At 62.1% G+C, this 25,220-nt stretch carries 18 protein-coding genes; 7 read left to right on the plus strand and 11 right to left on the minus strand.

Annotated elements, in window-relative coordinates:
• Nucleotides 1-3: 3 nt before the first annotated feature.
• The 3 genes from ACHMXK_RS21310 (at nt 4) to ACHMXK_RS21320 (ending at nt 7,196) form a co-directional block, all read left to right on the plus strand.
• Nucleotides 4-4,071: a type VI secretion system protein gene (locus ACHMXK_RS21310; RefSeq protein ID WP_397442680.1), complete on the plus strand. Its 4,068-nt coding sequence runs from the start codon at nt 4-6 to the stop codon at nt 4,069-4,071.
• Nucleotides 4,072-4,082: 11 nt separating this feature from the next.
• Nucleotides 4,083-5,219: a type VI secretion system protein TssA gene (gene tssA, locus ACHMXK_RS21315; protein ID WP_397442681.1), complete on the plus strand. Its 1,137-nt coding sequence runs from the start codon at nt 4,083-4,085 to the stop codon at nt 5,217-5,219.
• A 78-nt stretch (nt 5,220-5,297) separates the two neighbouring features.
• Nucleotides 5,298-7,196 carry a hypothetical protein gene (locus ACHMXK_RS21320; protein WP_397442683.1) on the plus strand — a complete coding sequence of 633 codons (1,899 nt, stop codon included), beginning with the start codon at nt 5,298-5,300 and terminating at the stop codon, nt 7,194-7,196.
• Between the two features lie 127 nt (nt 7,197-7,323).
• Here the strand turns inward: ACHMXK_RS21320 and ACHMXK_RS21325 are convergent, their stop codons facing one another.
• The 3 genes from ACHMXK_RS21325 to ACHMXK_RS21335 are packed head-to-tail and all read right to left on the minus strand — an operon-like array spanning nt 7,324 to nt 11,197.
• Nucleotides 7,324-8,502, minus strand: a complete 1,179-nt coding sequence (locus ACHMXK_RS21325; protein ID WP_397442684.1) for a phospholipase A — start codon at nt 8,500-8,502, stop codon at nt 7,324-7,326.
• 17 nt (nt 8,503-8,519) lie between these two features.
• Nucleotides 8,520-9,053 (minus strand): hypothetical protein, encoded by a 534-nt coding sequence (locus tag ACHMXK_RS21330; protein ID WP_397442685.1) that lies wholly within the window; start codon nt 9,051-9,053, stop codon nt 8,520-8,522.
• Between the two features lie 2 nt (nt 9,054-9,055).
• Entirely contained in the window at nt 9,056-11,197 is a 2,142-nt protein-coding gene (locus ACHMXK_RS21335) for a UvrD-helicase domain-containing protein (RefSeq protein ID WP_397442686.1), read from the minus strand.
• Between the two features lie 128 nt (nt 11,198-11,325).
• Here ACHMXK_RS21335 and ACHMXK_RS21340 point away from each other — a divergent pair, with 128 nt between their 5' ends.
• Both ACHMXK_RS21340 and ACHMXK_RS21345 read left to right on the plus strand, forming a co-directional pair.
• Complete coding sequence (locus ACHMXK_RS21340; protein ID WP_397442687.1) at nt 11,326-12,288, plus strand: AEC family transporter; 963 nt, start codon at nt 11,326-11,328, stop codon at nt 12,286-12,288.
• A 331-nt stretch (nt 12,289-12,619) separates the two neighbouring features.
• Nucleotides 12,620-13,612 (plus strand): hypothetical protein, encoded by a 993-nt coding sequence (locus ACHMXK_RS21345; RefSeq protein ID WP_397442688.1) that lies wholly within the window; start codon nt 12,620-12,622, stop codon nt 13,610-13,612.
• A gap of 198 nt (nt 13,613-13,810) precedes the next feature.
• Here ACHMXK_RS21345 and priA read toward each other — a convergent pair whose 3' ends face one another.
• Both priA and hemE read right to left on the minus strand, forming a co-directional pair.
• Nucleotides 13,811-15,967 carry a primosomal protein N' gene (gene priA, locus ACHMXK_RS21350; protein ID WP_397442689.1) on the minus strand — a complete coding sequence of 719 codons (2,157 nt, stop codon included), beginning with the start codon at nt 15,965-15,967 and terminating at the stop codon, nt 13,811-13,813.
• 365 nt (nt 15,968-16,332) lie between these two features.
• Entirely contained in the window at nt 16,333-17,433 is a 1,101-nt protein-coding gene (gene hemE / locus ACHMXK_RS21355) for a uroporphyrinogen decarboxylase (protein ID WP_397442690.1), read from the minus strand.
• A 115-nt stretch (nt 17,434-17,548) separates the two neighbouring features.
• Between hemE and ACHMXK_RS21360 the strand changes: the two genes are divergently transcribed.
• The gene (locus ACHMXK_RS21360) at nt 17,549-17,914 is read left to right on the plus strand and encodes an aminoacyl-tRNA synthetase (RefSeq protein WP_397442691.1); all 366 of its coding nucleotides are present in this window, start codon (nt 17,549-17,551) and stop codon (nt 17,912-17,914) included.
• Nucleotides 17,915-17,922: 8 nt separating this feature from the next.
• Here ACHMXK_RS21360 and ACHMXK_RS21365 read toward each other — a convergent pair whose 3' ends face one another.
• From ACHMXK_RS21365 to ACHMXK_RS21390, 6 genes are all read right to left on the minus strand, one after another.
• Nucleotides 17,923-18,669 (minus strand): hypothetical protein, encoded by a 747-nt coding sequence (locus ACHMXK_RS21365; RefSeq protein WP_397442692.1) that lies wholly within the window; start codon nt 18,667-18,669, stop codon nt 17,923-17,925.
• A gap of 38 nt (nt 18,670-18,707) precedes the next feature.
• Complete coding sequence (locus ACHMXK_RS21370; protein WP_397442693.1) at nt 18,708-19,166, minus strand: CoA-binding protein; 459 nt, start codon at nt 19,164-19,166, stop codon at nt 18,708-18,710.
• A complete protein-coding gene (locus tag ACHMXK_RS21375) occupies nt 19,163-19,804 on the minus strand; it encodes a thioredoxin family protein (RefSeq protein WP_397442694.1) in 642 nt (213 codons plus the stop codon). Before ACHMXK_RS21375 ends, ACHMXK_RS21370 begins: the two co-directional genes overlap by 4 nt.
• A gap of 24 nt (nt 19,805-19,828) precedes the next feature.
• Nucleotides 19,829-21,979: a protein-disulfide reductase DsbD family protein gene (locus tag ACHMXK_RS21380; RefSeq protein ID WP_397442695.1), complete on the minus strand. Its 2,151-nt coding sequence runs from the start codon at nt 21,977-21,979 to the stop codon at nt 19,829-19,831.
• An 89-nt stretch (nt 21,980-22,068) separates the two neighbouring features.
• Entirely contained in the window at nt 22,069-22,401 is a 333-nt protein-coding gene (locus tag ACHMXK_RS21385) for a DUF167 domain-containing protein (RefSeq protein ID WP_397442696.1), read from the minus strand.
• Nucleotides 22,398-23,162 carry an alanyl-tRNA editing protein gene (locus ACHMXK_RS21390; protein ID WP_397442697.1) on the minus strand — a complete coding sequence of 255 codons (765 nt, stop codon included), beginning with the start codon at nt 23,160-23,162 and terminating at the stop codon, nt 22,398-22,400. The genes ACHMXK_RS21385 and ACHMXK_RS21390 overlap by 4 nt, the downstream gene beginning before the upstream one ends.
• 17 nt (nt 23,163-23,179) lie before the next feature.
• Here ACHMXK_RS21390 and ACHMXK_RS21395 point away from each other — a divergent pair, with 17 nt between their 5' ends.
• Nucleotides 23,180-24,817, plus strand: a complete 1,638-nt coding sequence (locus ACHMXK_RS21395; RefSeq protein ID WP_397442699.1) for a B12-binding domain-containing radical SAM protein — start codon at nt 23,180-23,182, stop codon at nt 24,815-24,817.
• The last annotated feature ends 403 nt before the right edge of the window (nt 24,818-25,220 follow it).

Raw genomic sequence — 25,220 nt, forward strand, 5'->3', positions numbered from 1 at the left:
GCGATGCTGAGAGATAACCTGTTCCTGGCGTCGCTAGGTATTTTGATTGTGCTGGTGCTGGTGGTGTTAGGCCTGGTGCTGTACTTCGCGATGCGCCGTTCCGCCGCCAAGCCGGGCAGCGACCCCAAAATTGTCAGGCTGCGGTTTGACTCGCTGCGCAATTCCTTTCGCCAGGCGGTCGAACTGATCGAGGGCAATATTGCCTCCAGGAGCGAGCGTTACAGCATTCCCTGGGTGCTGGTGCTCAACGAGGGCAACGACAAACGGCAACTGCCCATCGAACAGTCCGGCGTTGCCAGTGCGCTCAGTTCCGAAGCCGCTTCTGCCGCCACCACCCAGGGCATCTCCTGGCACTTCTTTGACAAAGGCATTGTCATTGACATGCAGGGCTCCTACCTGGGCTCGCCGGACGATGAAGACGCCACCGAGAAACCGTGGGACGAGTTTCTCGGGTTGTGCCGCAAATACCGCCCCCAGCGGCCTTTTGACTCGGTGGTGATCACCGTGCCGGCGGCCTTGCTGCTGGACAGCAACCCGGACGCGCTGCTGGAATTGAACAAACTGGCGCGGCTGGCACATCGCCGGCTCTGGCTGGCGCAAAACCGTTTTGCCATGCGGTTTGCCGTCTACGTGGTGGTTTCGGGGTGCGACCAGATTGAAGGGTTTTCGCCCTTTGCCCGGGCCTTGCCCGAACCCATGCGGGCCGGCATCCTGGGCTGGTCCTCGCCCTACGACTTGTCCACCACCTACCAGGACAGCTGGGTCAGCGAGGCATTGGACAGCGTGGTACGCACCGTGTCCGACACCTCGGCCGAGCTGTTTGCCCTGGATTCCGTCAGTGCCGAGACGGACAAGTTTTTCCTGCTGCCCTCGCGTATTGATGCGATCCGGGCACAGTTGCAGGTCTATGTGGATGAGCTGATGCGGCCCAGCGCTTACCACGAGCCGTTTTTCTTTCGCGGCATTTACCTGACCGGTGACAGCAGCGAGTCGGCGCAAAAAGCCGGCGCCATCGATGCCGCGCTGGCGCTGGACGGCGACAGCAAGGAAGCCCAGGCCGATCTGGTGTCGCAACTGGGGCGCGAACCGGCTTTCCTGAGAGATCTTTTCGAGAAAAAAATCTTCATGGAATATGGCGTTGCCCGGCCATCGCGCCAGCAACTGAGCCGTCCCGCGCTCAGCCGCGCCGCGCGCTGGGGCGCGGTGGTGGTTCTGGGCGGCTGGAGCGTGGGTTTGCTGGTGGCCACGGTGCAGTTGAGCAAACGCAACCCCGAACTGGCCAGGGCCCTGACGCAGATCGAGACCGATGCCGGTTACCGCTCCCGCGCCATTGAACGGGGCGAGGCCGTCCCCTCGGACTGGTACCGGGCGAAAACCTTGTCCTTGCTGGCCGCCATTGAGAAGTTGGGGACCGAGAAGGCCTGGACCTTTTTCATGCCCGGGTCCTGGGATATTTTTGACACGCTGGACGTTCGCGTGGCCGAGCGCATCGAGCGCGAGTTCGGCGAGATCGCCATCAGCACCCTGAGGCGCGAGTTGTATGCGCGCGCAGCCGACATGACCGGCGTGGCCCAGGACAGCAGTACCGGCGAGTTGATCATTGGCGGCGAATGCGCGGCACCGGCCGGCTTCCTGGCCATCACCGGTGCACCGCGCAAGGCCAGTCTGGCGGTGGAGGATTTGCCGGAGTTCGCCGCCACCTTGCAGTATTTATCGGCGGTGGAGCGCCTGGACCAGGCCATTGTGTCCATGGTTCGCCTGCAAAAGCCGAATCAGAACGAAGCCAACGACCTTCGCTTGCTGGTCAAGTACACCCTGGGTGCGGAGCTGCCGGGCAATATGTCGCAGAGCATCCGCTTCTTCCGGGGCAGCGATGCCCCGGGCAGTATTTCCCCGGCGGCCATCAGCGTGATGCACATCCAGCAGGCGGTGCGCTGCGCTATGGCCAAAGGCGTGGCCGCACTGGATCAGCGTTTGTTCACGGACAACGACCTGCTGGTGTCCGAACGCCAACTGACGGCGCAGAGCGCACGGCTGTTTTCCCCCGACGCACGTAGCACCAGCTTTAGCCAGACCGTCAGCGGTCACAAGGATATTCTGGGCGCGATCAAGGAGCAGGAAAACCTGCTGGCCGCCGGCAAAGGGGGCTGGATGCGCCAGTCCAGCCTGAACCTGGGTCCGGCCTACGACGCGGCGCTGATGCGTATCACCCAGTCCAGGCGGCTGCTCGGGCCGGAGGCCGCCGAGCAGGCGCGTCAGCATGCCCTGACCGAGTTTCAGAAATTCCACGCCGAGTTTTATACCCGCTTCGGGGTAGAGGGGCAGTCCGGCATCGTCTGGCAGGAGAAGGATGCACGTTTTGTCTTGTCCGCCGACAGGCTGGCCTTGCGGGATGCGCTCACCGGCTTGTTGGCGCAGTCCTTCATGGTGCCGCCCAGCGACCGCGAGGTGCCGGAAATCGTGGCGCAAAGCATTCTGGTGTGGGACACCACCAAGCTGGACCAGGCACTCGCCTTGAGCGAGGCGCACAAACGTTTCATGGGCGACAGCCTGGCCAAGTTTCCACCCGCGACGCGGCCCAGCGTGGCGGCCTTTGTCAATGCCCAGTTTGCCCGTTTGACCAGCGACCATGCCCTGGAAGCCTTGTCGATCAGCGGCAAGACCGATCCCGGCGCGGTGGCGGACGCGATGGCCTTTGACGCCTCACGCGGCCGCCTGATCAAGGTGCAGGGGCTGCTGACCGAACTGGGCGCCAAAGGCAAGGCGGACAACCTGCGCAGCCTGATTTCGCAAGATGCGATTTCCCGGCTTCGGCAAGTGGACGACAGCCTGAACCAGTCCGAGCTCTACGCGATTCGCGGTCGGGATTTTGGCTACTGGCTGGGTGATAGGGGGCCTTTGTTGCATGCCTTTGGCGTGCCGGATGCGGCAGGCATGCAGCAGTACCTGGCCCTGCAATTCAGCCGCGCCGAAACCCTGGGCCGGCAGTCGGAAATTTACCTGGCCTCGCTGGATGGCGCCGCAGCCGACGCCCAACTGGCGCGGCGCTGGCAGGCGATCAACCGCGAACTGGAACGTTACCGCCTGAAAAACCCGAACGGCAGCCTGATTGGTTATGAGCAGTTTCTGGTGACCGTGGGCGCCGACATCGACCGTGCGAACTGTTCCGAAAAATTGGCCGGTAAAGCCCCGGGCGGGCGACCGGCCGACTATTTTGCCGAGCGCCATGCACAGGTTTACAACGCCTTGCTCAGGCGTTGCGGTGAGTTGCGTGTGGGCGAGCAACAGGAGTTGTGGGCCAGCTTCTCCGGCCATTTCAACCGCTTGTTGGCGGGCCGCCAGCCCTTTGCCGTGCCGGGTGCCAAGGATGCGCCAGAGGCCGACTTCGAGGATGTGGGCCAAGTCCTCAAAAACTCCGAGCGTCTGTCGCGCACCCTGAAGGACGGCGCCGTCGGCAGTCGCAACGTTCAGGGGGGGCAAGCGGCCCGCCGTTTTGCCGAGCAATTTGACCGCGTCAGGGCTTTCATGGCGCCGCTGTATCCGGTGGAAGAGGGCAGCGTGGCAGGTTATGACATGGCCGTGGAGTTCCGGACCAACCAGTCGGCGGAAATCGAAGGCAACAAGGTGATTGACTGGACCCTGGAGGTGGGTTCACAAACCCTCAAGCTGCGTGACCCGCCGCGGCCGCTGCGCTGGGAGCCCGGCACGCCGATCACGCTGACCTTGCGCCTGGCCAAGGACTCGCCGGTGAACGCGAACATCGACCCGCAACAGCCGCATATGTACGCCGACGGCAAAACCGTGTCTTACCGCTTCACCGATGCCTGGTCGCTGGTGCGCATGATCCAGCGCCAGCGCGAACCGGATGCGGCCGGTCGCGCCGACGGCCGCGCCCAGTTGCTGCGCCTGGAGTTTCCGCTGAGTGTTAATCCGGACAGCCCCAAGGCATCTCCGCAGGAAGTCCGTGCGCGGGTGTATATGCGTGTGGCCCTGTCGCCGGTGGGCAAACGTACACCGGTGTTCTGGCCTGTGGCCTTCCCGACCCGGGCACCTGAATTCAGCGGGCAATAAGGGTGATGACCATGAACGAATCCGCAAGTTTTTCGCCCGACATCCACGCCTTGCTGACGCCCATTCCCGGCGCGGCGCCGGCCGGGCCGTCGCTGCGTTATGACCCGTTGTACCTAGGCATCCGGCAAGCCCGGGAAGAAGACGATGCCAGTGTGCCTATGGGCGAGTGGGAGCGTCCCCTCAAAAAGGCCGACTGGCGGGCGGTCTCTGCCAAGAGTGTCGAGTTGCTGGGCAGCCGCTCCAAGGACATCCAGGTTGCGGCCTGGCTGTGCGAGTCCTGGACCCGGCAGCACCAGGTCGAAGGTTTCAACGCCGCGGCGGATGTGCTGATCGGCCTGGTTGAAAACTTCTGGGACACGGCACACCCGGAAATCGAAGACGGTGACGATGATGCGCGCGCCGCGCCTTTCATCTGGATGAATGAAAACCTGCCGCTGGCTTTGAAACTGCACCTGGTGTTGCTGCATGTGCCGGATCGTGTGCCTTCGGCGGCCAGCCTGGCCGACTGGGACCAGGCGCTGATCGCCGATCACCAGAAGGGCGAGGCCAAAAAACCGGACAGCCCTGCCGGTGGCAATGCCCTGACACGCGAGGACCTGACCAGCAGCGCCAACGGTAAAAACCTGTTGGCCCTGGTTGCCATGAAAGAGCAATTGCAGCATGCGGCCGCGAAATGGGATGGGCTGGCCCGCTTGCTCGACGACAAAATGCGTGTCAATGCGCCCAGCGTGGCGCGGGTCGGCGAAATGTTGCGGCGCATTGAACGAGCCGTTGTCAGCCTGATCGACGGACGCGACCCGCAACCCGCGCAAGACCCGGCCACCAGCCTGCCCGCCGCCGAAATTCCATTTCCAATGCCAGAGGATGAACCCATGGATGCCCAGACCCCGACCCCAGAGGCTGCCGCTGGCGCGCTAGCGCCCCGTTCCGGTCCCATTGCGAGCCGCGAGGATGCTTACCGCATGCTGGAAGTCGTGGCGGCCTACCTGCAGAAAACCGAGCCGCACAGCCCGACACCCTATCTGGTCCAGCGTGCGGTCACCTGGGGCCGCATGTCGCTGGCCGACCTGATGCAGGAAGTGGTGCGCGAAGAGGGCGATATCGCCCGGTACTTTTCCCTACTAGGCATCAAGGAAACGCGCGAATAAACTGCGCCGGCGCATCGGTCGTCCACGCTGCCGACGTCGTTTTCGCTGAATTTTCAACTCACCTGATCCGGAGTTCCCATGGCCACCAAAAAAGTCCCTGCAATCGTGACCCCTGCCGAATGGAAGGAGCGGACCTCGCTGCGCTTGAGCAGCCGCGGTGACACGACCCTGGAACTCGACGCGGCCTATACGCGCTGGTACAACAGCCGCCGCCAGCCGAACGAAAGAATCGAGGAGATGTACCGCAAGGAGCTTCAGGACAAGCTCCAGCAGTATGTCAGCGAGCATGGCGGGTCCTGGAAAAAGAGCGAGAGAAACAAGGTCAGCAATGGCCTGCTGGAGTTCATCTACGGCCAGGTGCACAAGCCCGACCCCATCACGGAAAGAGGTCGCAACCGCATCGCGGAAGACAATGTGCACTCCCGTTATGGCGTGCTTTACCTGCTGGGCAACATCGACATCAACATGGATTACATGGGCATCACGCTGGAAGGGGTGGGCGCGGTCGGCGGGGCCCTGGCCAGCGGCTTGGGCACCAACTACGACAAGCTGAAAGACGTGGACAAGGTGGACAAGGTGGCCTTCAAGGTGGGGAAGGAAGAAGTCAGCGTTTCTGATGCCTTCGGTTACGCCTCCAAAGTCGGCTTGCCCATCATCGGAAAAGCCGGCGAAGCCATCATGGCACCGGGCGCGCCGCCGGTGCCAGCACGGCGGCGCGGGGTGGTGATGGGCCCCGGGCAGTTGGGGTTTATTGGCGGCAAGCCGGTGTTGGGGCCGGCGCCGTTTCAGGACACGCGAAATGGCAAAGGGTTGCCGCACGCGGTCGCCAACATGAATTATCTGCAACTCACGCCGCGGCCCCTGAGCGCCACTCCGACGTCCGCACAAAGTGATGGCGGCTTTCCGCTGACCAAACGGGCGCTGGCCGCGATGGGGCGGAACAAGGTGGCCGCGATTGCGTTTGCACCCGTCAGCGGCGCCGTGGTGGTGGGCGCGTTTTTCTACGACCTGATGCGCAAGGTGATTGATGTGCTGGTGTCGCTGGTGAGCAGTTTTGTCGACTGGCTGAAGGATAAATTGCTGCAGGACAGCGAGTTTCCTTTTACCGCCGGGGCCGGCCTGATCAAGGGCCTGGTGATGTTCACCGTGAAAAAATGCGCGGCCGCCGCCGTGCCTTTTGTCAGCGCCGGCCTGGACCTGCTGACCGGCCTGGCGCAATCCTTCAAGGCCATCAAGATGAAGGTCGGGGGCTGGCTGGAGCGGCGAAAAATCCGCATCACCGAAGGCCACCCGGCCCTGCTGGCCAGCCGCATCGAACGCTGCATGACCATGGACATCGCTTCCGGACTCTGGACCATGGTCAAGGGGGCGGTGCAAATGGCGCTGGCGGCCACGGTGCCCGGCGCGCAAAGCCTGGTGAGCGCCATTGCCACCGCGGTGGAGTGGGTGATCAAGTTTGTGATGCGCCTGATCGAACAAGCCAGCATCAAGCTGTTTTTGCTGCAGGCGCGGGTTCAATACATGCTGGCGCGAAAGCTGACCAAGAAGGATGACTCCGGGCATCGGGTGGTCGACACCCAGAACGCGGCCAAGAGCAAGACCAGCCTGATCCACGACCTGGACGCCTTCAAGAAGTTCTACCAGAGCGGCTGCAATGCCAGCCCCATCATCGCCATGTTGACGCTGAACACCGGCATTTGCGGCAGCCAGTGGCAACTGCAGAACATGTTCACGGATATCGGGGAAATCGGGCAGAAAGAGTTTGACAGCGGCACCCAGTATTTCACCCGCCTCAAACGTTATGGAAAAAAATACCTCGGGGATTCGGGCTTCGAATTCAACGCCAATCCCATCGTGGGCTCGGACAAAAAATACATCCAGGGCCTGCTGGACCATGCGAAAAACCACCACGCAGAGTCGACCAAAAAAACGGTGGGTTCCGTGTTTAACGGTGTTGTGTCGGCCATCGCGACCTGAGTGCTCGGAGCGGGCTGCGGCCTGATTTCCTTAAGAGAAATAGAGTCCCAGCCCTTTAGTGGTGAGCGCAAGCAGCTATCAAAAACAGAGCGTTAGGGCGTGAACGCCTGTTGCGCCAGCCGCGGGGTTACCAGTCCACCAGGCTCAGGCCTATGCCCAGCACGGTGCGCCGGCGGTTGTAATCCACCAGGCTGTCGCCGTAGCCGTTGAACAGCTGCACGTGGTAACGCAGGGCGGCGCTGTTGGCAATGGAGGTGGAGGCCTTCATCCACTCCAGCTTGACCGAGCCGCGCGCCTCGGAGCGTAGCGAATGACGCACGGTCATGCCCAGGCTGTGTATCTTGTTGATCTGCCACGCGCCAACCAGTTCGGCGCGACCTATGTAATCGGTGATGCCCGGGTTGTCGTCGTTCTGCGAGGATTCACGCAGGCGGTGCCAGATGCGACCCTGCAAGGTCAGACGGGCGTCGCCGCCCAGGTCTTTTTCGGCCGCACCCATCAGGTAGACCCGGTTCCAGCTGCGCGACTGCGGCAGGCTCTGGCCGTTGGACTGGTGGTTCAGGGCCAGACCGCTCAGGCGGTATTTCCAGCCACCCGGCAAATCTATCATGTGCGGGTAGATGTAGATCACCTCGGGCTCATGGTCGGTGGTGCGAAAGGGCCGCGAGATCTCGCCGTTGAAGAGCTGCCAATAACTCTGTTGCGTGTAACCGACCCACAAGGAGTCATTCTCGGCCTCGTTGTCGACGGCCGAGGTCAACAAGCCCTTGGCCACCTTGGTGCGCACCGAGAGCTGTATCCGCGTCTCATTGCGCTCGTAGTTGAAGGGCGTACTCACGGTGTGGCCGGGCGACGGGGTGGACGGCTGGTTGTTGACGCTGGTCGAGCCTATCCACATCATGGTGGTGGGGCGGTAGCCGCGCAGGGCAAAGGTATCGCAGTCGCTGCCTTTTTGCAGCTCCCAGAAGCGTGAGAGTTCGCTGTAGTGGGTGTCCCGGCAGCCTATCTTTTTGCCGTCCGGCGCCTGGGCCTGAATGACCTCAACGACCGGCACGGCCGGTAAGGCGGTGGCTGTGTCGGGTTGCTGCGAAGCGGAGGCGGCCGTTGACGTTGACGAGGTCGGCGCTTGCGACGCGGCCCAGTTTTTAAAGCAGGCCAGTTGCGCTGTGGCATCGGACCCCATGGCCTGGCAGGCCTGCCAGCCCGGGGGGCTGTGCTCCGATGGCGATGTGCTGCTTGCGGTTTGTGCCTGGGCCAGGCCGGCGGCCAGCAAGCTCAAGCCCAGCAGCGCGGAAAGTTTGTGCACAGCGGGCGCGGCCAGGTTCACCAGCCCGGGTTTCTTTCCAGGGTGAACGGCACGTCCGCCGCGTCGGGCGGGGCGCTGCTGCTGGTGTCTTTCCAGGTTCCCTTGAATTTTTTTCCGCATGATCCCTCTACCATTTCACCGTTCCAGGTGCCTGTGATGCTGATGCCGTTGGAGGATTCGTCCAGTGTCAAAAACCCGTCCTCCAGATCGCCGGCCAACTGGGCTCTGGGCGCATGGCCGGCCACCGCGCGGTTACCGGCGGCGGCCCCCAGCTCACGGCTGACGGAGCCGGCCAGACTCTCGCTGAACTCGGCATGCCGCTCCAGCTGCATTGTGGCATCGGCGGGCAGGCCGGCCGGCGGCTGGCTGAAGTGCACGCGCCACGCGCCATACAGCTGCACCGGTTTGAGCTGCGCGGCCGAGGGGCAGGCTACGTTGTTGGTGCCTGCTGGCGTCGATTTCTTTGGGTTGTTTTGGGCTGTAGCCCAGGTGGACAAGGCGCAAGCAGCTATAAAAAAAAGAGCGATCCGGGTGCTGATGGATGAGGTCATGACTAGGTTCCCGCCTGGCTGGCGTCTCTGGCGGCCTCGGCCAGGCTGTTGGCGGCGGCGCTGTCGGCCGCACGTTTGGCAAATTCGGCGCGCAGTGCCTTGATTTTTTCGCGCGGGTCTTCCTTGACCGTGGTTTTGTCCAGGCCCATCTCCGCAATAAAACGACTGGGGATGCCGGCCACCGTCTCGCGGTTTTTCTTGCGCCGGCGCAGCCAGTTGACCGCCAGGGTGCGCTGGGCGCGGGTGATGCCCACATACATCAGGCGACGTTCTTCCTGCAGGCGCAGCGCCAGGTCTTCTGTGTTGCTGCCGTCCTTGTCTTCCTCCATCTTGAAGGGCAGCAGACCTTCGTTGCAGCCGGCCAGCACCACGTGGGGCCATTCCAGGCCCTTGGAGGCGTGCAGGGTGGACAAGGTCACCACGTTCTGGTCGCCTTCGCGTTCGCTGATGGTCGACAGCAGCGCAATCGTCTGCACCACCTCCAGCATGGTTTTGGTTTCGCGTGCGGTGGTGGCGCCAGCCGCGTCGTCAATCTGTCCGCCGCAGCGCTGCGCCATCCAGTCGCAAAAATCCATCACATTGTTCCAGCGCGCGGCGGCGACTTTTTCGCTGTCTTCGCCGTCGTACAGGTGTTTTTCGTAGTCGATTTCCTTGAGCCAGTCGTTCAGGAAGCTGCGCGCGTCTTCGGCGCCCACCGTGCGTTTGGCGCGGTATTCCAGGTCGTTGATGTAACGCCCAAACTCATGCAGCGAGGCGACCGCTTTGGCCGGTAGCGCCGCGCTCAACGAGTGGCTGAACAGCGCCTCGAACATGCTGAGCTTGTATTGGTCGGCAAAGGTGCTCAGGGCACCCAGGGTGGTGTGGCCAATGCCGCGTTTGGGGGTCTTGATCGAGCGGATGAAAGCCGCGTTGTTGTCGTTGTTGATCATCAAGACCATCCAGCTGCACAAGTCCTTGATTTCGGCGCGGTCAAAAAAACTTTGGCCGCCCGAGACCTTGTAGGGGATCTGCGCCTTGCGAAAGGCTTTTTCAAACGGCTTGGCCATGTGGTTGGCGCGGTACAAGACGCAAAAGTCTTTCCACTCCTTGTATTGCGCGCCTGCGGGCTGCAACTCGGCACCGGCACGCAGGCTCTGGATACGCGCCACCACCCGTTCGGCCTCATGTTCTTCGCTGTCGCAGTCGACCACACGCACCGGTTCGCCTTCGCCGAGTTCGCTGAACAGCGTTTTCGGAAACAACTTGGGGTTGGGCGCAATCACGTTGTTGGCGGCGCGCAGGATGGCGCTGGTGGAGCGGTAGTTCTGCTCCAGCTTGATCACGCGCAGGGTCGGGTAGTCGACCGGCAGCTTTTTCAGGTTGTCCAGCGTCGCGCCGCGCCAGCCGTAAATCGACTGGTCGTCGTCACCCACGGCGGTAAACCGTCCGCGTTCACCGACCAGCAGCTTCAGCACCTCGTATTGCGTGGCGTTGGTGTCCTGGTATTCATCGACCAGCACATGGCCCATGGTTTGCTGCCATTTGTTGCGCACGGCCTCATGTTCTTTCAGCAGCTTGAGCGGCATGCCGATCAGGTCGTCAAAGTCCACACTCTGGTAAGCCGCCAGGCGCTCTTCATAACGCGCCATGACGCGGGCGATGAGGCGTTCTTCATCGCCGTTGGCCACACCCTCGGCCTGGGCCGCGTTCAGGCCCTGGCTTTTCCAGGCGCTGATGGTCCATTGCCACTGCCGCGCGGTGGCTGCGTCCACGCTGCCGCCGGCGTCTTTCAAAATACTCGTGACGTCGTCGCTGTCCAGGATGGAGAACTGCGGTTTCAGGCCCAGCACCGCGCCGTCTTCGCGCAACATGCGCACACCCAGCGCATGGAAGGTGCAGATCACCAGCCCCTTGGCGGCCTTGCCAATCAGGCTTTTGGCGCGCTCGCGCATTTCGGCGGCCGCCTTGTTGGTAAAGGTGATGGCGGCAATGTTCGCCGCCGGCAGCCCGGCCTGCAGCAGCCGGCCAATTTTGTGGGTGATCACCCGCGTTTTGCCCGAGCCGGCACCGGCCAGCACCAGACAGGGGCCGTGCATGTAATTGACAGCTTCTTGTTGGGCGAGGTTGAGTCCGTGAGCGGCAGGGGAGGCGGGAGAAAAAGACATGCAGGCGGGAGGCGTGGAAAAAACGTGAAGTCGGCAGGAGGGGGCACAAGGCCCCCGGGAAAAAATCGGGCTAGCGGCCATCATAGCCAGTCAGCGCCGTGCCAAGAGCTGCTGCGACAATAAGCTTTGTGTTAGGCATTCTTCTCGTCACCTTTCCCTTTTTTGCGCTGGTGCTCTGCGGTTACCTGGCGACGCGGCGCGGCCTGTTGCCGCAGCCGGCGATTCCCGGCCTGAACAGCTTTGTGCTGTATTTCGCGCTGCCCTGCATGTTGTACCGCTTTGGCGCCAGCACGCCGGTGGCGCAATTGCTGGACCTCGGCGTGCTCGGTGTTTACCTGCTGTGCGCGCTGCTGATCGTGGCCTTCACGGTGGCCGTCACGCGCAACCGGCCGCCAGGCCGCATAGGCTGGAACGACGCGTCTTTCGGCGCACTGGTGGCGGCGTTCCCCAACACCGGTTTTATGGGCGTGCCTCTGCTGGTGGCCTTGCTGGGCGCGCAGGCCGCCGGGCCGGCGATTGTCACCATCGTGGTCGATTTGCTGGTGACCAGCTCGCTGTGTATCGCCTTGTCGCGCCTGGATTCGGCAGACAGCCACGGCGCCGGCGTGGCGGCGCGCAAGGCGTTGCGTGGTGTCGCCCTCAACCCCATGCCCTGGTCGATTGTGCTGGGCGCGCTGTCGTCCGGTCTGCAGGTAAAGCTGCCGGCGCCGGTGTTGCAGACACTGGGCCTGCTGGCCGATGCCGCTGCGCCGGTGGCGCTGTTCACCATAGGCGCGGTCTTGGCGCGCTCACAAATGAATAGCGTGGAAGTGATCCCCTTCAAGGACTACGTGCCCGTGGCCCTGATCAAGCTGGTGGTACACCCGCTGCTGGTGGGGCTTGTCGGCCTGGGCGCCATCGCCCTGGGTGTGCCGCTGCAGCCCTTTGCGCTGACGGTGATTGTGCTGGTGGCGGCCTTGCCCAGCGCCAGCAATGCCTCGCTGCTGGCCGAGAAGTTCGGCGCCAACAACGGCCGCATCGCGCGCATTATTTTGTTGTCAACGGTGCTGGCGTTTTTCAGCTTCTCGGCGGCGGTGGCCTGGCTGACTTGAGGGCTTGGATCTCTTGCTGGCGTGGGCGGTGTACGTTAGGCGCCGATGAGTTGCTCATCTAGCAATAGTGTCCGTACCGCAGTGAGTGAGAGTGAGTTTTCGGCAGTTTCCTCAAATGGGAAATGCTAAAACCACAACGTTTGGGCAAGAATAATTCATATGTGGAACGAGCCATTTTCTACGAGCTACCGGGTTTCGCGCTATTTTTAATGGAGCAAACGATCCAAATGAGACAAGCCGACATACCAATTTTTTAGCTGGAGTCGCCACGTCATATCGCAGTACCCTGCGATATGCGTTACGTTAGACCCTCTTCAAATGCGAATAACAAATGTCTGCCATTACTTACGCCAACACGCTCACCCACATTCCTGGCTGGGTAAACACAGTGCACATTGATCAACAACGAGGATACGCATATGAATCGAACGGGCGCTTTTTCCATATCTACGGTAGAGCTGAAGGCCTTTGGGTGCTATCTACTGGCCTGACAGCTAGCGAACCAGCCGGAAGCCAAACATTAGATGATTGGACTCAGAGAGTCTTTGGCGCTACCAGCAGCGAGCCGATGCTGCTTGACCCAGGAGAGGTTGTCGCTGGCGTTTGGAGACATGGTTTGTATTTCAAGAAAGAAATACATCAAGCACTTGAAACAGACGACTATATTCAACGCACTGCAGAGCAAGCGCTGAGAATACTCATTGAAAAGCTGGATGAAATCCTGCTTTATATCGAACCATCCAGAACAGGTCTGCAAGCCTATGGGCACAAATGCAGAGAGCTTCATATTCTTGCGTGCACGGAGGCAGAGAATCTTTGGGCTCAATACATGCGGCTGGCTAACGCCGTACCTGTAGGCCGCACATTCACTACCAATGATTACGTGAAGCTGCTGGCGCCGCTGCGTCTGTCGGAATTTTCAGTCAGCTGCAAGCTAATCAGCAATTCGTATTCGGTAGCGCCATTTTCTCGATGGAACGCGTCCAACCCAACCCAATCATTGCCTTGGTACAACGCATACAACAAAACAAAGCATGACAGAGAGCAGCACTTTGCAGATGCGACATTGGAAAACTGCTTGCACGCTATCGCCGCAGTTGTTGCAATGTTTTGCGCACGACACAGCCCCTTCCCCTTGACCGAGGGAAACAGTTCTTTGGCTGGGCTTTTCACTCAGCACTTTGATATTTCGCTAGTAAATCCTGATCCCAGTTCCTTTTACGTCCCGGCATTCAACATATCCAACGACATCCGAAACGACTTGTTTTGCGGAAGAATGAGTGACCAAGTAAAGCCATGGCAAACAAAACCGCTCGTCATTTAAGCGAGTCACTGCCCGGGTCTAACTGACGATTCAACGCGGACGTCAATGCTTCACATTGCCGCCGATTAACCTAGGCATTGAACGACTGCTATCTAGAAGATCGAATGACCAGTGTCAGTCTGAAGCAGGCCTGGATTGTGGATGTTCGTGCGCCGGCACAGGTCATCAACTGGCTCTCAAAAATGGCCTACCCACCGCTCAAATCGCCAACGGATCCACATCAATCGCCCAGCGGATCAGGCTTTTGAATTCGGCTTGTTGCCGCGTTTCGTGCAGCACCGGTTGCCAGGCCGCCAGAAAACGCTGCAACGCGGCGCGCGAGCTACTTTCCACCAGCATCTGGGCGCGTTCGACATTGGCCACGCGCTGTATGGTCATGGGCACGGCCGGGTAAGGTGTGACCTGGTCATGTTGCGGCAGCGCCTGCAACTGCGCGGCTTCGGCGGCGGCGTTCAAAAAGCCTTGCGCCACGTCCTGTGTGCGGGCTTCGGCGCGTACCAGGGCGGAAAAGCCGAAGGGCGACATGCCGGCGGCTTCGCGTTCTTTCAGTTCCTGCGCCGCAAAGGCCGGGTAATCGTGTTTTTTCAGGGCGCCAAACAGCGGGTGCTCGGGATGGAAGGTCTGCACCCACATTTCGCTGGCGGCGCCGCGTTCGGCGTCACGCCCGGCGCGACCAGCGGCTTGCATGAGCAGGCCGAACAGGCGCTCCGGTGCCCGGAAGTCGCTGGAGAACAGGGCACCGTCGGGGTTGATGGCGGCGACCAGGGTGATGTGGCGAAAGTCATGGCCCTTGGCAATCATCTGCGTGCCGACCAACACATCGACTTCGCCGGCATGCACGCTCGCAAGCTGGGACTCCAGCGCGCCCTTGAGCCGTGTGGTGTCGGCGTCGATGCGGGCGATACGCAGCGGGCTGCCGTCTGGCCGCGTCACGGGGTGATCGCCGCCGGCCAGCAGTTCGGCGATGTGTTCCTCCAGCCGCTCCGTGCCTTTGCCCAGCGGCGCGATGTCGATGTTGCCGCAGGACGGGCAGGCGCGCGGCACCCTTTCGGTAAAACCGCAGTGGTGGCAACGCAGGGTGCGGTCGATTTTGTGGAAGACCCGGAAGGCACTGCAGTGCGGGCATTCACTTTTCCAGCCGCAGTCATGGCAGGCCAGCACCGGCGCGTAACCCCGGCGGTTCAGGAAAATCAGCGACTGCTCACCACGCGCGATACGCTGGGCGATTGCCTCCAGCAAGGGCGGCGCGATGGTGCAGTGTTTGGGCTGGTGGTTCATGTCGACCAGCCGCACCGTGGGTAACTGGCCGTGTTGGGCCGCACCGCCTATACGGTCGTTCATGGTCAGGCGCTGGTAACGCCCGGTCTCCGTGGCCTGCCAGCTTTCCAGCGATGGCGTGGCCGAACCTAGCAGCACACGACAGGTTTTGGCCACCGGTTTTTCTTCGCTCGCAGGGGTATCTCCAGCGTTCTTGTCCGGCGAACTCTCCAGCATCGCGCGGTAAACCGCCAAGTCACGCGCCGAATACCGTGCGCCTTCCTGCTGCTTGTAGCTGGGGTCGTGTTCTTCGTCGACAACGATCAGGCGCAAATTCGGCAGCGAGGCAAAAATCGCCATACGCGTCCCCAGCACCAGCCGGGCCTGGCCGGCGTGGGCCGCCAGCCAGCTTTTGAGGCGTTGCGCCGGCGTCAGGCCGCTGTGCAGCGCCACCACCTGGGCTTTGCCGAGGTGGGCAAAACGTTCTTCAAACCGGCTTTGCAGCTGCGGCGTCAGGTTGATCTCGGGCACCATGACCAGCACCTGGGCGCTGGGGTCGTCGGCCAGCACTCGGGCGGCGGCGCGCAGGTAAACCTCGGTTTTCCCGCTGCCGGTGGCGCCAAACAGCAGCGCCGGCCGGGTATCGGCATCAAATTCGGCAATGGCCCTTTCCTGCTCTGCGCTAAGCGCTATCAGATTGGTAGCATCTAGCGCATCCTCAACGGCTGCCCGTGGCCGCTTGAGCCGGCGCGTGAGTTGCACGCTGCTCAATTCGCGTAATTGCGGCGGTAACGCGGCCAGCGCCACCTCGCCGATGGAGCGCTGGTAATAACTGGCGGTAAACCCGACCAGCCGGCGCCAAGTGGCCGACAACGGCGCCAAACCGTCCAATGCGCCCAGCACGGCTTTGGCCTGGGCAGTCGGCAGGTCGCCGCTGTCCGGCAGGGCCGCCCAGACCACGCCCAGGATCTCACGTTTGCCCAGCGGCACCCGCACCAGGCTTCCCGGCGGAAGTGGCCACTCGCTGGCATAAGTCAAGGCCCCCGCCACCCGGCTGTGGGCCGGGGTCGCGACAACAATGCTGAGCCAATAAGTCATGTGGGGGTGGGGCAATCGGTCAAGCACAGGGGCTTGTTAGGGGTGAGTCTTCAGAATCATTTTGGGAAATCGCCGTAAGTGCTTGATTTAAAAACGCTTTGAACTAATCCAAGATTTCTGTGGATAACTTTGTTGATAGGTTGCTCCGGGACCGCGCCGGGGCCTTATGGATCAAGGCTTTGCTTAAATTGCCCGCTAAAAAAGCAGTTTGAAAATCCTATATGAATCAAGCACTTAGAGGCGCTATGGCTTTGATAGCGCTATCTTGCCTGTGAATCATTGATTGCGGCACCGCAGCAAGAATTTTGTGAATAAGTCCCCGGGCCGAGTCGGGGTTTGTGCTAATGGCAGCCCATGCCGCTGTGTTAATGCGGCGTTCCCGTCCGCATCTGGCGGGAATAGGCATGCACGGCGCGCACCAGCACCTCCACACTTTCTGGCGGCGTGTGCTGGCTGATGCCATGGCCCAGGTTGAAGATATGGGTGGGTCCGGTGCTGGCTGCGTCCATGTGGGGCTGGCCAAAACTGTCCAGCACGCGGCTTACTTCGGTCTCGATCTGGTCCGGCTTGGCAAACAGCACATTCGGGTCCAGGTTGCCCTGCAGTGCCATGCGGCCGCCGACCCGCTCCCGGGCCTGGCCCAGGTTCACGGTCCAGTCCAGGCCCAAGACTTCGCAGTCCAGCTGGGCCATTTTTTCCAGCCAGAGGCCGCCGCCTTTGGTGAACACCAAGCGCGGAATGATCACGCCGTTGTGGCTGCGCTTGAGCTGCTGCAACACGCGCTGGGTATACGCCAGGCTGAAGGTCTGGAAAGCCGCGTCGGCCAGCACGCCGCCCCAGCTGTCAAAAATCATCACGGCCTGGGCGCCGGCCTCGATCTGGGCGTTCAGGTAGGTGGCGACCGCATCGGCGTTGATGGCCAGCATTTTGTGCATCAGGTCGGGGCGCTGGTACAACATGGTTTTGACTAGGCGGTAGTCGTCCGAACCCGCGCCTTCCACCATGTAACAAGCCAGGGTCCAGGGGCTGCCCGAAAAACCGATCAGCGGCACCCGGCCATTGAGGGCTTTGCGGATGGAGGTGACGGCGTCAAACACATAACGCAGCTTGTCCATGTCCGGCACTTCGAGTTTGGCCACGGCGGCTTCGTCGCGTACCGGCGTGGCAAAACGCGGGCCTTCACCAAGCGCAAAACTCAGGCCCAGGCCCATGGCGTCGGGCACGGTCAGGATGTCGGAAAACAGGATCGCGGCGTCCAGCGGGTAACGCTCTAGCGGCTGCAAGGTCACTTCGGTGGCGTAGTCCGGCGAGGTCGCCAGGCCCATGAAACTGCCGGCCTTGGCGCGGCTGGCGCGGTACTCGGGCAGGTAACGCCCGGCCTGGCGCATCAGCCAGACAGGGGTGTAATCGGTGGCCTGACGTAGGCAGGCGCGCAAAAAGGTGTCGTTTTGGAGGGGAGCAAACATGGCTCGATTGTCTCAGAGCGGGCGCCGGGGAGGAATCCTGCTGGCGCTACCCACCGGCTTGATTCGGATTTACCATGGGGCTGGGTTTTGCTGGACTCGACCAAGGGGCACCGCCATGCGTATGAACGACCAGGAGTACTTTCGCAGTTGTATCGCCAAAGAGCGGCATCTGGCGCAGTTGCTGGGCCACCAGCATATTGAAGAATGTTATGAAAGCGCGGGCACCTTGTGGGACAACGCCCAGGCCTTGCCGCAGTGGACGCGTGACTGGCAGGCCTGCGGGCCGCTGATGACCCATTACGGCCTCTCGGTGTCTTTTGGCCAGGCGCCGGGGCTGGCCGGCGAGCCCAGTTTTGCCAGCATAGGCAGCACCGTGGTGCAGTTTGCCGACCATCCGACGCGGGACCGCGCGGTGATGTACGGCATCGTCAAGGAATTGATTATTCAGTTGGAGCATGGCCAGGCCCGGCAGGCCGCCTGAGCCGCTGCTCAGCGCACCGGCAGAAACTGCAGGAACGAGGCGCCGGCCAGGTTTTGCACATAACTGATCACCGCCCGGCGGTATTTTTCGGTCAACACCTCGGACAACAAATCGAGCCGGCCTATGACCTTGCCGAACTCGCGCTCGAAACTCAGGTTGCGCTCCTGCGCGGAAATTTCATCGGCCAGCAGCAGCGGCTGGCCGGCCGGGGTGCGCCGGCTTGCCAGCAACCAGACGGCCGACTCGATGTTGCGCGCGGCGTTGTAGACATGTTGCGCGTCCAGCCTGTCGATCAGGTGGAAGCTGGTCCGGTTGTCATGGGCCACGATCAACATGTCGGCGCTGGCGTAGATAAAGGCGGCGACCCGGTCACCCTTGAAGTCGGGCGACAGGGCCAGCGACAAGGCGGCAATGTCGCGCTGGCCTTTCAGCTCGGGCCAGGGCGTGCGCTGGTCTATGGCGTCGCGCACCTGCTGGATCGCCGCCTCGCGACTCACCGCGGTGGTTTTGCGCCACTCGGCCGGGTTGCGCCGGTACAACTTGTCGAGCAGCCGGTACAAGCTGTCCAGGTTGTCGCGCATGCCCAGCGTGGCCATGCGGTTCACATCCGACTGCACCAGTTCACGCGTGGTCAGGGGCGCGACCTGGGTTTCGCCCTTGTGCACAGGCGCCGGCGCCATGCTGGAACAGCCGCTCAACGCGAGGAGCAGCCAGCAGGCAGGGGACGACAGCAAAGGCCGACGGGGCAGGGGCATGCGCTCATTATCCGGGACCAACGCCCGGCCGCCAATGCTCAGGTCACGCGTATGGGTGGACTGCTTAGCAAACCGCTGGACAGCAACACGCGGTGATCGATCTTGAGGCAATGGTCCTGCACCACCAGCAGGCCGGCGGCTTCGGCCTTGGCCGCAGCGGCCGGATGGCTGATGCCGAGCTGCATCCAGACCGCTTGCGCGCCTATGGCAATGGCTTCATCCACCACGGGCGGGATGTCTTCGCTGCGGCGAAAGCAGTTCACCAGGTCGATTTTTTCGTGTTGTGCGGCCTCGCTCAAGCTGGCATAGGCTTTTTCGCCCAGCACAGTAATGGCATTCGGGTTCACCGGAATGATGCGGTAACCCTGGGCCTGCATGTAACGCGCCACATCAAAACTGCTGCGGTGCGGCTGGGGCGACAGGCCCACCACCGCAATCGTGCGGCAATGCGTCAGGATGTGCGGCAGACGCTGGGCGGGGGGCAGTGGGCTGTTCATGCTTTGTCCTTGTATTTCACCGAGCAGCCATACGCCCGGCTGGTGGCCACGCTGAGGGCCTTGCCGCCCAACGCTTCGTTCAGGCCCTGGCGCACATAGTTGGTCGCGTTCTGGATGTCGGCCACGCGGGCCGAGGGAATGTTGTCAATGCCGCCGGCGTAAATCAGCTGGCCTTGCGGGCTGATGATGTACATGTGCGGCGTGGTCTTGGCACCATACAACTGGCCGATGTCGCCCGACACGTCCATCAGGGTGGCCGTGGGCGCGGCCTGTTTGTCTGCCATCCAGCCGGCGAGTTTGGCGGGCGCGAGGTAGTCGCTGCTTTCGTTTTCGGTCGAGTTGATGGCCAGCCAGACCACGCCTTTGGCGGTGAACTCTTTTTGCAGGCCTTGCAGGTTGCCGCTGTAATGTTTGCGCACAAAGGGGCAGCCCGGGTTGGTCCACTCCAGCACCACCAGCTTGCCTTTGAAGTCACTGAGCTTGTGGGGCTGGCCCGAGGTGTCCGTCGCTGAAAAATCCGGTGCGGCCTGCCCGACAGTAGCACTGGCGGCATGGGCCGGCAGTGTCAGCGACAGCGCCCAGGGGGCGAGCACCAGGGCGCTGGAGAACAGGCGGCGATGGATGGAGCGCTTCAACATGGCGTGAACTCCTGGGCAGGGGGATTACAGCTTGGCCAACTCGGCCCGAACATCCTCAACAGACAAAATTTCCGACAAGACCACAGGCGCACGGCCGGCTTTGTAAATCACATACACCGGCACGCCGCTGCGGCCCAGCTGGCTCAGCGCCGCTGTCACCGCCGGGTCGCGGCGTGTCCAGTCGGCGCGCAGCAGCGCCACCTTTTTGGCATCGATATCGGCCAGCACCGCGCTGTGGGCCAGGGTGGTTTTTTTGTTGTACTGGCAGGTCACGCACCAGGCGGCGGTGAAATCGACAAACACACTTTGGCCCTGGGCCGTGAGCTGGTCGACCCGGCCAGGCGCCCAGGCCTGCCAGCGGTCCGAGGCGGCGGCAACCGAAGTTGTTTCCAAAGGCTTGATGATGTTTTGGCCGCCAGCCCACACTCCTATTGCGCAAGCAGCTATCGAAAATGTAGCGACCAGGGTCCGGGTCCGGCCCTTGAGCGTGAGCGACCACAAGACCAGCGCCAGCAGCACCAGCAAACCCAGCAGGGCGCCGGCGCCATCGATGCCGCTTTGCTGGCCCAACACCCAGACCAGCCAGGCCACGGTGGCAAACATCGGAAATGCCATCAGTTGTTTGAAGGTCAGCATCCACGGGCCGGGACGCGGCAGCAGGCGCGCCACCGCCGGCACGGCGCTGGCCGCCAGGTAAGGCAGGGCCATGCCAACACCGATGGCGCCAAACACGGCCAGCGCCTGCCAGGCCGGCAGACCCAGGGCATAACCCAGCGAGGCCCCCATGAAAGGCGCGGTGCAGGGCGAGGCAATCGCGGTGGCCAGCACGCCCGAAAGAAAGGCGTTGATGGTGGGATTTTTGGCCTGGATGTTGGCCACGCGGCTGGGCAGCAGGGCGCCGAATTCAAACAAACCGGCCAGGTTCAAACCCATCACGGTGAACAACACGGCCAGCGCGGCCACCACGGCCGGGCTTTGCAATTGAAAGCCCCAGCCCAGTTGTTCACCCGCGGCGCGCAGGCCCAGCAGCAGGGCGCCCAGCGCCAGGAACGACAGCACCACGCCGGCGGTGTAAGCCAGGCCGGTGCTGACCCGGGTGGCCTGGTCTTTCATCTGCACAAAACCCACGACCTTGATCGCCAGCACCGGAAACACACAAGGCATCAGGTTCAGGATCAGGCCGCCCAGCAAGGCGCCTAAGAGGGCCAAGGTCAGGCTCAGGGGCGGCGTGTTGCTGCTGCCGGGGGCGCCGCCCAATGCGGCATTCGCCTTGAGTGCGGCTTCCAACGCTGGCGACATGGTGGCGACGGCGGCCAGGGCCGGCCACTCGCCTTTGACCGGTGCTTCAATCCGGTAAGCAGCGTCCTGGAAAGCCACCACCACCGGCATCAGGGCCGGGCTTTCGCTGCGCTGGCTGGAGAACGGCACTTGCGCGGTCCAGACCGCCCCTTGCCAGGCTTGTTGCCAGGGCGCGGCCGGTTCGATCACGCCGCCGGTTTCAGGGAAAAACGCCAGGGTTTTGCCCTGCAGCGCCGCGGGCAAACCGCTCAGCGACACCTGGATGGCCTGGGCGCCCAGCTCAATCCGGCTGCCCGTGCCCGCCAGTGTTTTGGGGCTGGCGGCAAAAGCCGCGGCAAAAATACTGCTGCTCATGCCGGTGGAGCTTTTGACCGGGATTTGCAGGGAAAACTCGCCTTCCTGCGGGATACATTCTTTTTTGCAGACCAGCCAGGCGGCCTTCAGCCGGATGTCGAGCTGGCTGGCCTTGAAGTCGGGGGCCACCGTCAGCGGCACCGGCAGCAGCACGGTGTTTTCGTAACCGTAGTTGGCCAGCGTGCCGACGGGGATTTTTTTCGGGGTGGGCCAGGCAATCTCGCCAGCGGTCACGCCATCCGGCAGTGTCCATTCCAGCAGGGTCGGCAGGCCGGAGTCGCCGGAGTTTTTCCAGTAGGTGTGCCACTCGGGGCTGTGTGTCAGTTGCAGCCCGAGCCAGACCGGTTTGCCGGCCTCCACGCCATCCGGCGCCCAGGCCAGCAACTCGGCTTTCACCTGGTCGGTCACCACCACCGCGCTGACGGTGGTTTTACTTAAGAAGCTATTTTGGGCTGTAGCCCCCGTGGACAGGGCGCAAGTAGCTATAAAAACAAGAGCGGAGGCGAAGCGTTGAAAAAACATGATCATGGTGTGAGCGGCGACCCCGGGGTTAGTTCCTGCGGCGCCAGCGTAGGGGAGCGTATGCCGCATTGTGCGGCAGCACTAAAAACCTAGTCGCCGTGCGGTGGCTGGGGCTGGGGGGTAAATACAGGCGGCAGTTTTTTCGGCGCCTTGATGCGCAACTGCTTGTTGATATTTTCCTGGCCAAACACCACCGTGATGTCGGCCACCGCCACGCCAAACAGCGGCGCCAGGAAGCGCACCATGTGGTCGGTCGCCTTGCCGGCCGCGGGGGCGGCGGTCACGCTGACCTTGAGTTGTGTGCCCTTGGGTTTGCCAATCGCATCCCGTCCGGCACTGGGTTTGCCCAGGATGTTGACGACCAGGGTGTCACCGTCCCAGGTAAAAAAAGAGTCGCCGGTGATGTTGCGCGGCCGGCTCATGGGCCAAAAGCCAGCACCACGCGGCGCGTGGTCGCGCTCTTTTTCTCTATCTTGGTGACCAGGATGGCGCCAATTTCCGCCGTGTTGGCCACATGGGTACCGCCGCAGGGCTGGAAGTCGATCATGTCTGTTGTACCAATGCGTATGGTGCGCACCTGGCCGCTGCCGCGCGGCGGTTGCACACTCATGCTTTTGACCAGCGCCGGATTCGCATCCAGCTCGGCGTCGCTGATGCTGCCCACGCTGACGGGGTGCGCCGCCGCGACCAGGCGGGCGAGGGCTGCCGTCAGCATCTCTTTGTCCAGTGGCTCCGTCATATTGAAGTCCAGCCGCGCGTAATCGGGTGTGACCGAGCAGCCGTTGACCAGTTGCGGCACCAGGTGGCATAACAAATGGGTGGCGGTGTGAAAACGCATCAGCCGGTGCCGGCGCGCCCAGTCAATGCGGGCCGTGACGACGTCGCCCGGCTTCACGCCAGCGCGTTGCAAGACCTCCAGCACCGAGGCGGCCGGGTCTTGCAAGGTCGGCAGATGGCAAATGGCGTCCGTGAACTGGCCGGTATCGTCCTTGCCTTTGCGGGTATCGGTGATGGGGATCTCCCGGCCATCGGCCAGCAGCAACACACCGGTGTCGCCAGCCTGGCCGCCGCCCAGCGGGTAAAACACCGTGCGGTCCAGCACCAGGCCCTGTTCGGTCACCGCGGTCACGGTGGCGCTGCATTCGGTCAGGTAGGCGTCGTCTCTGAACAGGGTTTGGGTCATGGTTTGATAATACCGGCATGAACCGCCTTGCGTCCTTGTCGACTTCCCTTCAGTCCAGCCCCCAGTCGCGTGTGGTGCTGGCCACGCTGAACGCCAAATACATCCATGCGTCTTTGGGCCTGCGTTGCCTGCTGGCCAACCTTGATGTACATGGCGGGGCCGGCCTGCGGGCGCAAACGCAGTTGCGCGAATTTGTCATCGGCCAGCCGGCAACGCGCATCGTGGAAGACTTGCTGGCGCTGGAACCCGAGGTGATTGGCCTGGGCATTTATATCTGGAACGTGGTCGAGACCACACAGGTGGTGCGCCTGCTGAAAACGCTGCGGCCTGACATCAGGATTGTGCTGGGCGGCCCCGAGGTCAGCCACGAGGTCGAGCAGCAGGAAATTTGCCGCCTGGCTGACCATGTGGTCACCGGCTGGGGCGACGTGAGTTTCCCCAAGTTGTGCCGGGCTTTGCTCGACGGCCCCCGACCCTTGATGAAAGTGATCACCGGCGAACAGCCCGCGCTGAGTGAACTGGCCCTGCCTTACCAGGACTACACGGCCGACGATCTGGCCCAGCGCCTGCTGTATGTGGAGGCCTCGCGCGGCTGCCCTTTCAAATGCGAGTTCTGCCTGAGTTCACTCGACAAGACCGCCTGGGCTTTTGATCTGGATGTGTTCATGGCGGAGATGGAGGCGCTGTACCGCCGCGGTGCGCGCAACTTCAAGTTTGTGGACCGCACCTTCAATCTGAAAATCGACAACTCGGTGCGTATCCTGCAGTTCTTCCTGGACCGCCTGCAGGAGACGCCCGATGTGTTTGTGCATTTTGAAGTGGTGCCCGACAGCCTGCCGGACCGCCTGAAAGAGTTGATCGCGCAGTTTCCGGCGGGTGCGTTGCAGTTTGAGGTGGGCATCCAGAGCTTTAACCCCGAGGTGCAGCAACGCATCTCGCGCAAACAGGACAACAGCAAAACCGCCGACAACCTGCGCTGGCTGGTCGGGCAAAGCCAGGCCCATGTACATGCCGACCTGATTTTTGGCCTGCCCGGCGAAACGTTGGCCAGTTTTGCCGAAGGGTTTGACCGTCTGTATGAACTGGCGCCGCATGAAATCCAGTTTGGTGTGTTGAAACGTTTGCGCGGCACACCCATCACCCGGCACACGGCGGATTTTGCAATGCTTTACGACCCGCAAACGCCGTACACGATTTTGCAAAATTCCACGGTGGATTTTTTGACCATGCAACGTGTCAAACGTTTTGCACGTTATTGGGAAATGGTCGCCAACTCGGGACGTTTTGCCTTGGGCCTGAAGCTGTTGCTGGAACCGGGGTCGGCCTTTCAACATTGTTTGAATTTCAGCGACTGGCTCTGGCAGACGACCGGCAAGACGCATGAGTTTGCGTATGAAAAATTGGTGGATTTGTTGTTTGAGCACCTGACACAAATACGTGCGCTGGCGGCGCCGGACGTGTGTGCGGCTTTGCTGGCGGATTACCAGGCCAGTGGCGCGCGTGGGCGGCCTGCGTGTTTGGCTGCTGTGCTGGCGGGCTTGCAAAAAACACCATCGCTGGGTGTGGAGAAACACCGGGCGGAGCGGCAAGGGCGGCATCTGAGTCAGCAGCAGAGTTTGCGGGGGGAGATTCAGAAGGCGGCGGCAGCGGCTTAGTTCGGGTTGTCTTTGATTCGGTTGTTTGTGGTTTGCCTGCTGGCCGGGGTTGCCCGGCGGCAACTCACTTTCTTTTGCTTCGCCAAAAGAAAGTAAGCAAAGAAAAGGCGACCCCACTGTCTGCGTCCCTGCGCTTCGCTACGGGCAACCTGCGGTGCTCGGTCCAATCGGGGTCGAGCTCGAACTCGCCTGCGGCTCAGACAATCGCTCGCCCTGATCCGACTGGTCCTGCGCTCCTCGGCGCATACAGAAGGGGGGTGAGGAGCAGGATCGGGAACGAATGCGGGGAGACAAAGAGACCGTCATTCATGCACGCGCTTGCAGCACACAAGACCAAATGAAGTCCCCCTCCATCGCCCAGCGGGGCGAGGGAGGGGTTAGGGGTGGGAGTGGGGAGTCCGAC

The organism is Polaromonas sp. UC242_47, assembly GCF_044452385.1.
Lineage (GTDB): Bacteria > Pseudomonadota > Gammaproteobacteria > Burkholderiales > Burkholderiaceae_C > Polaromonas.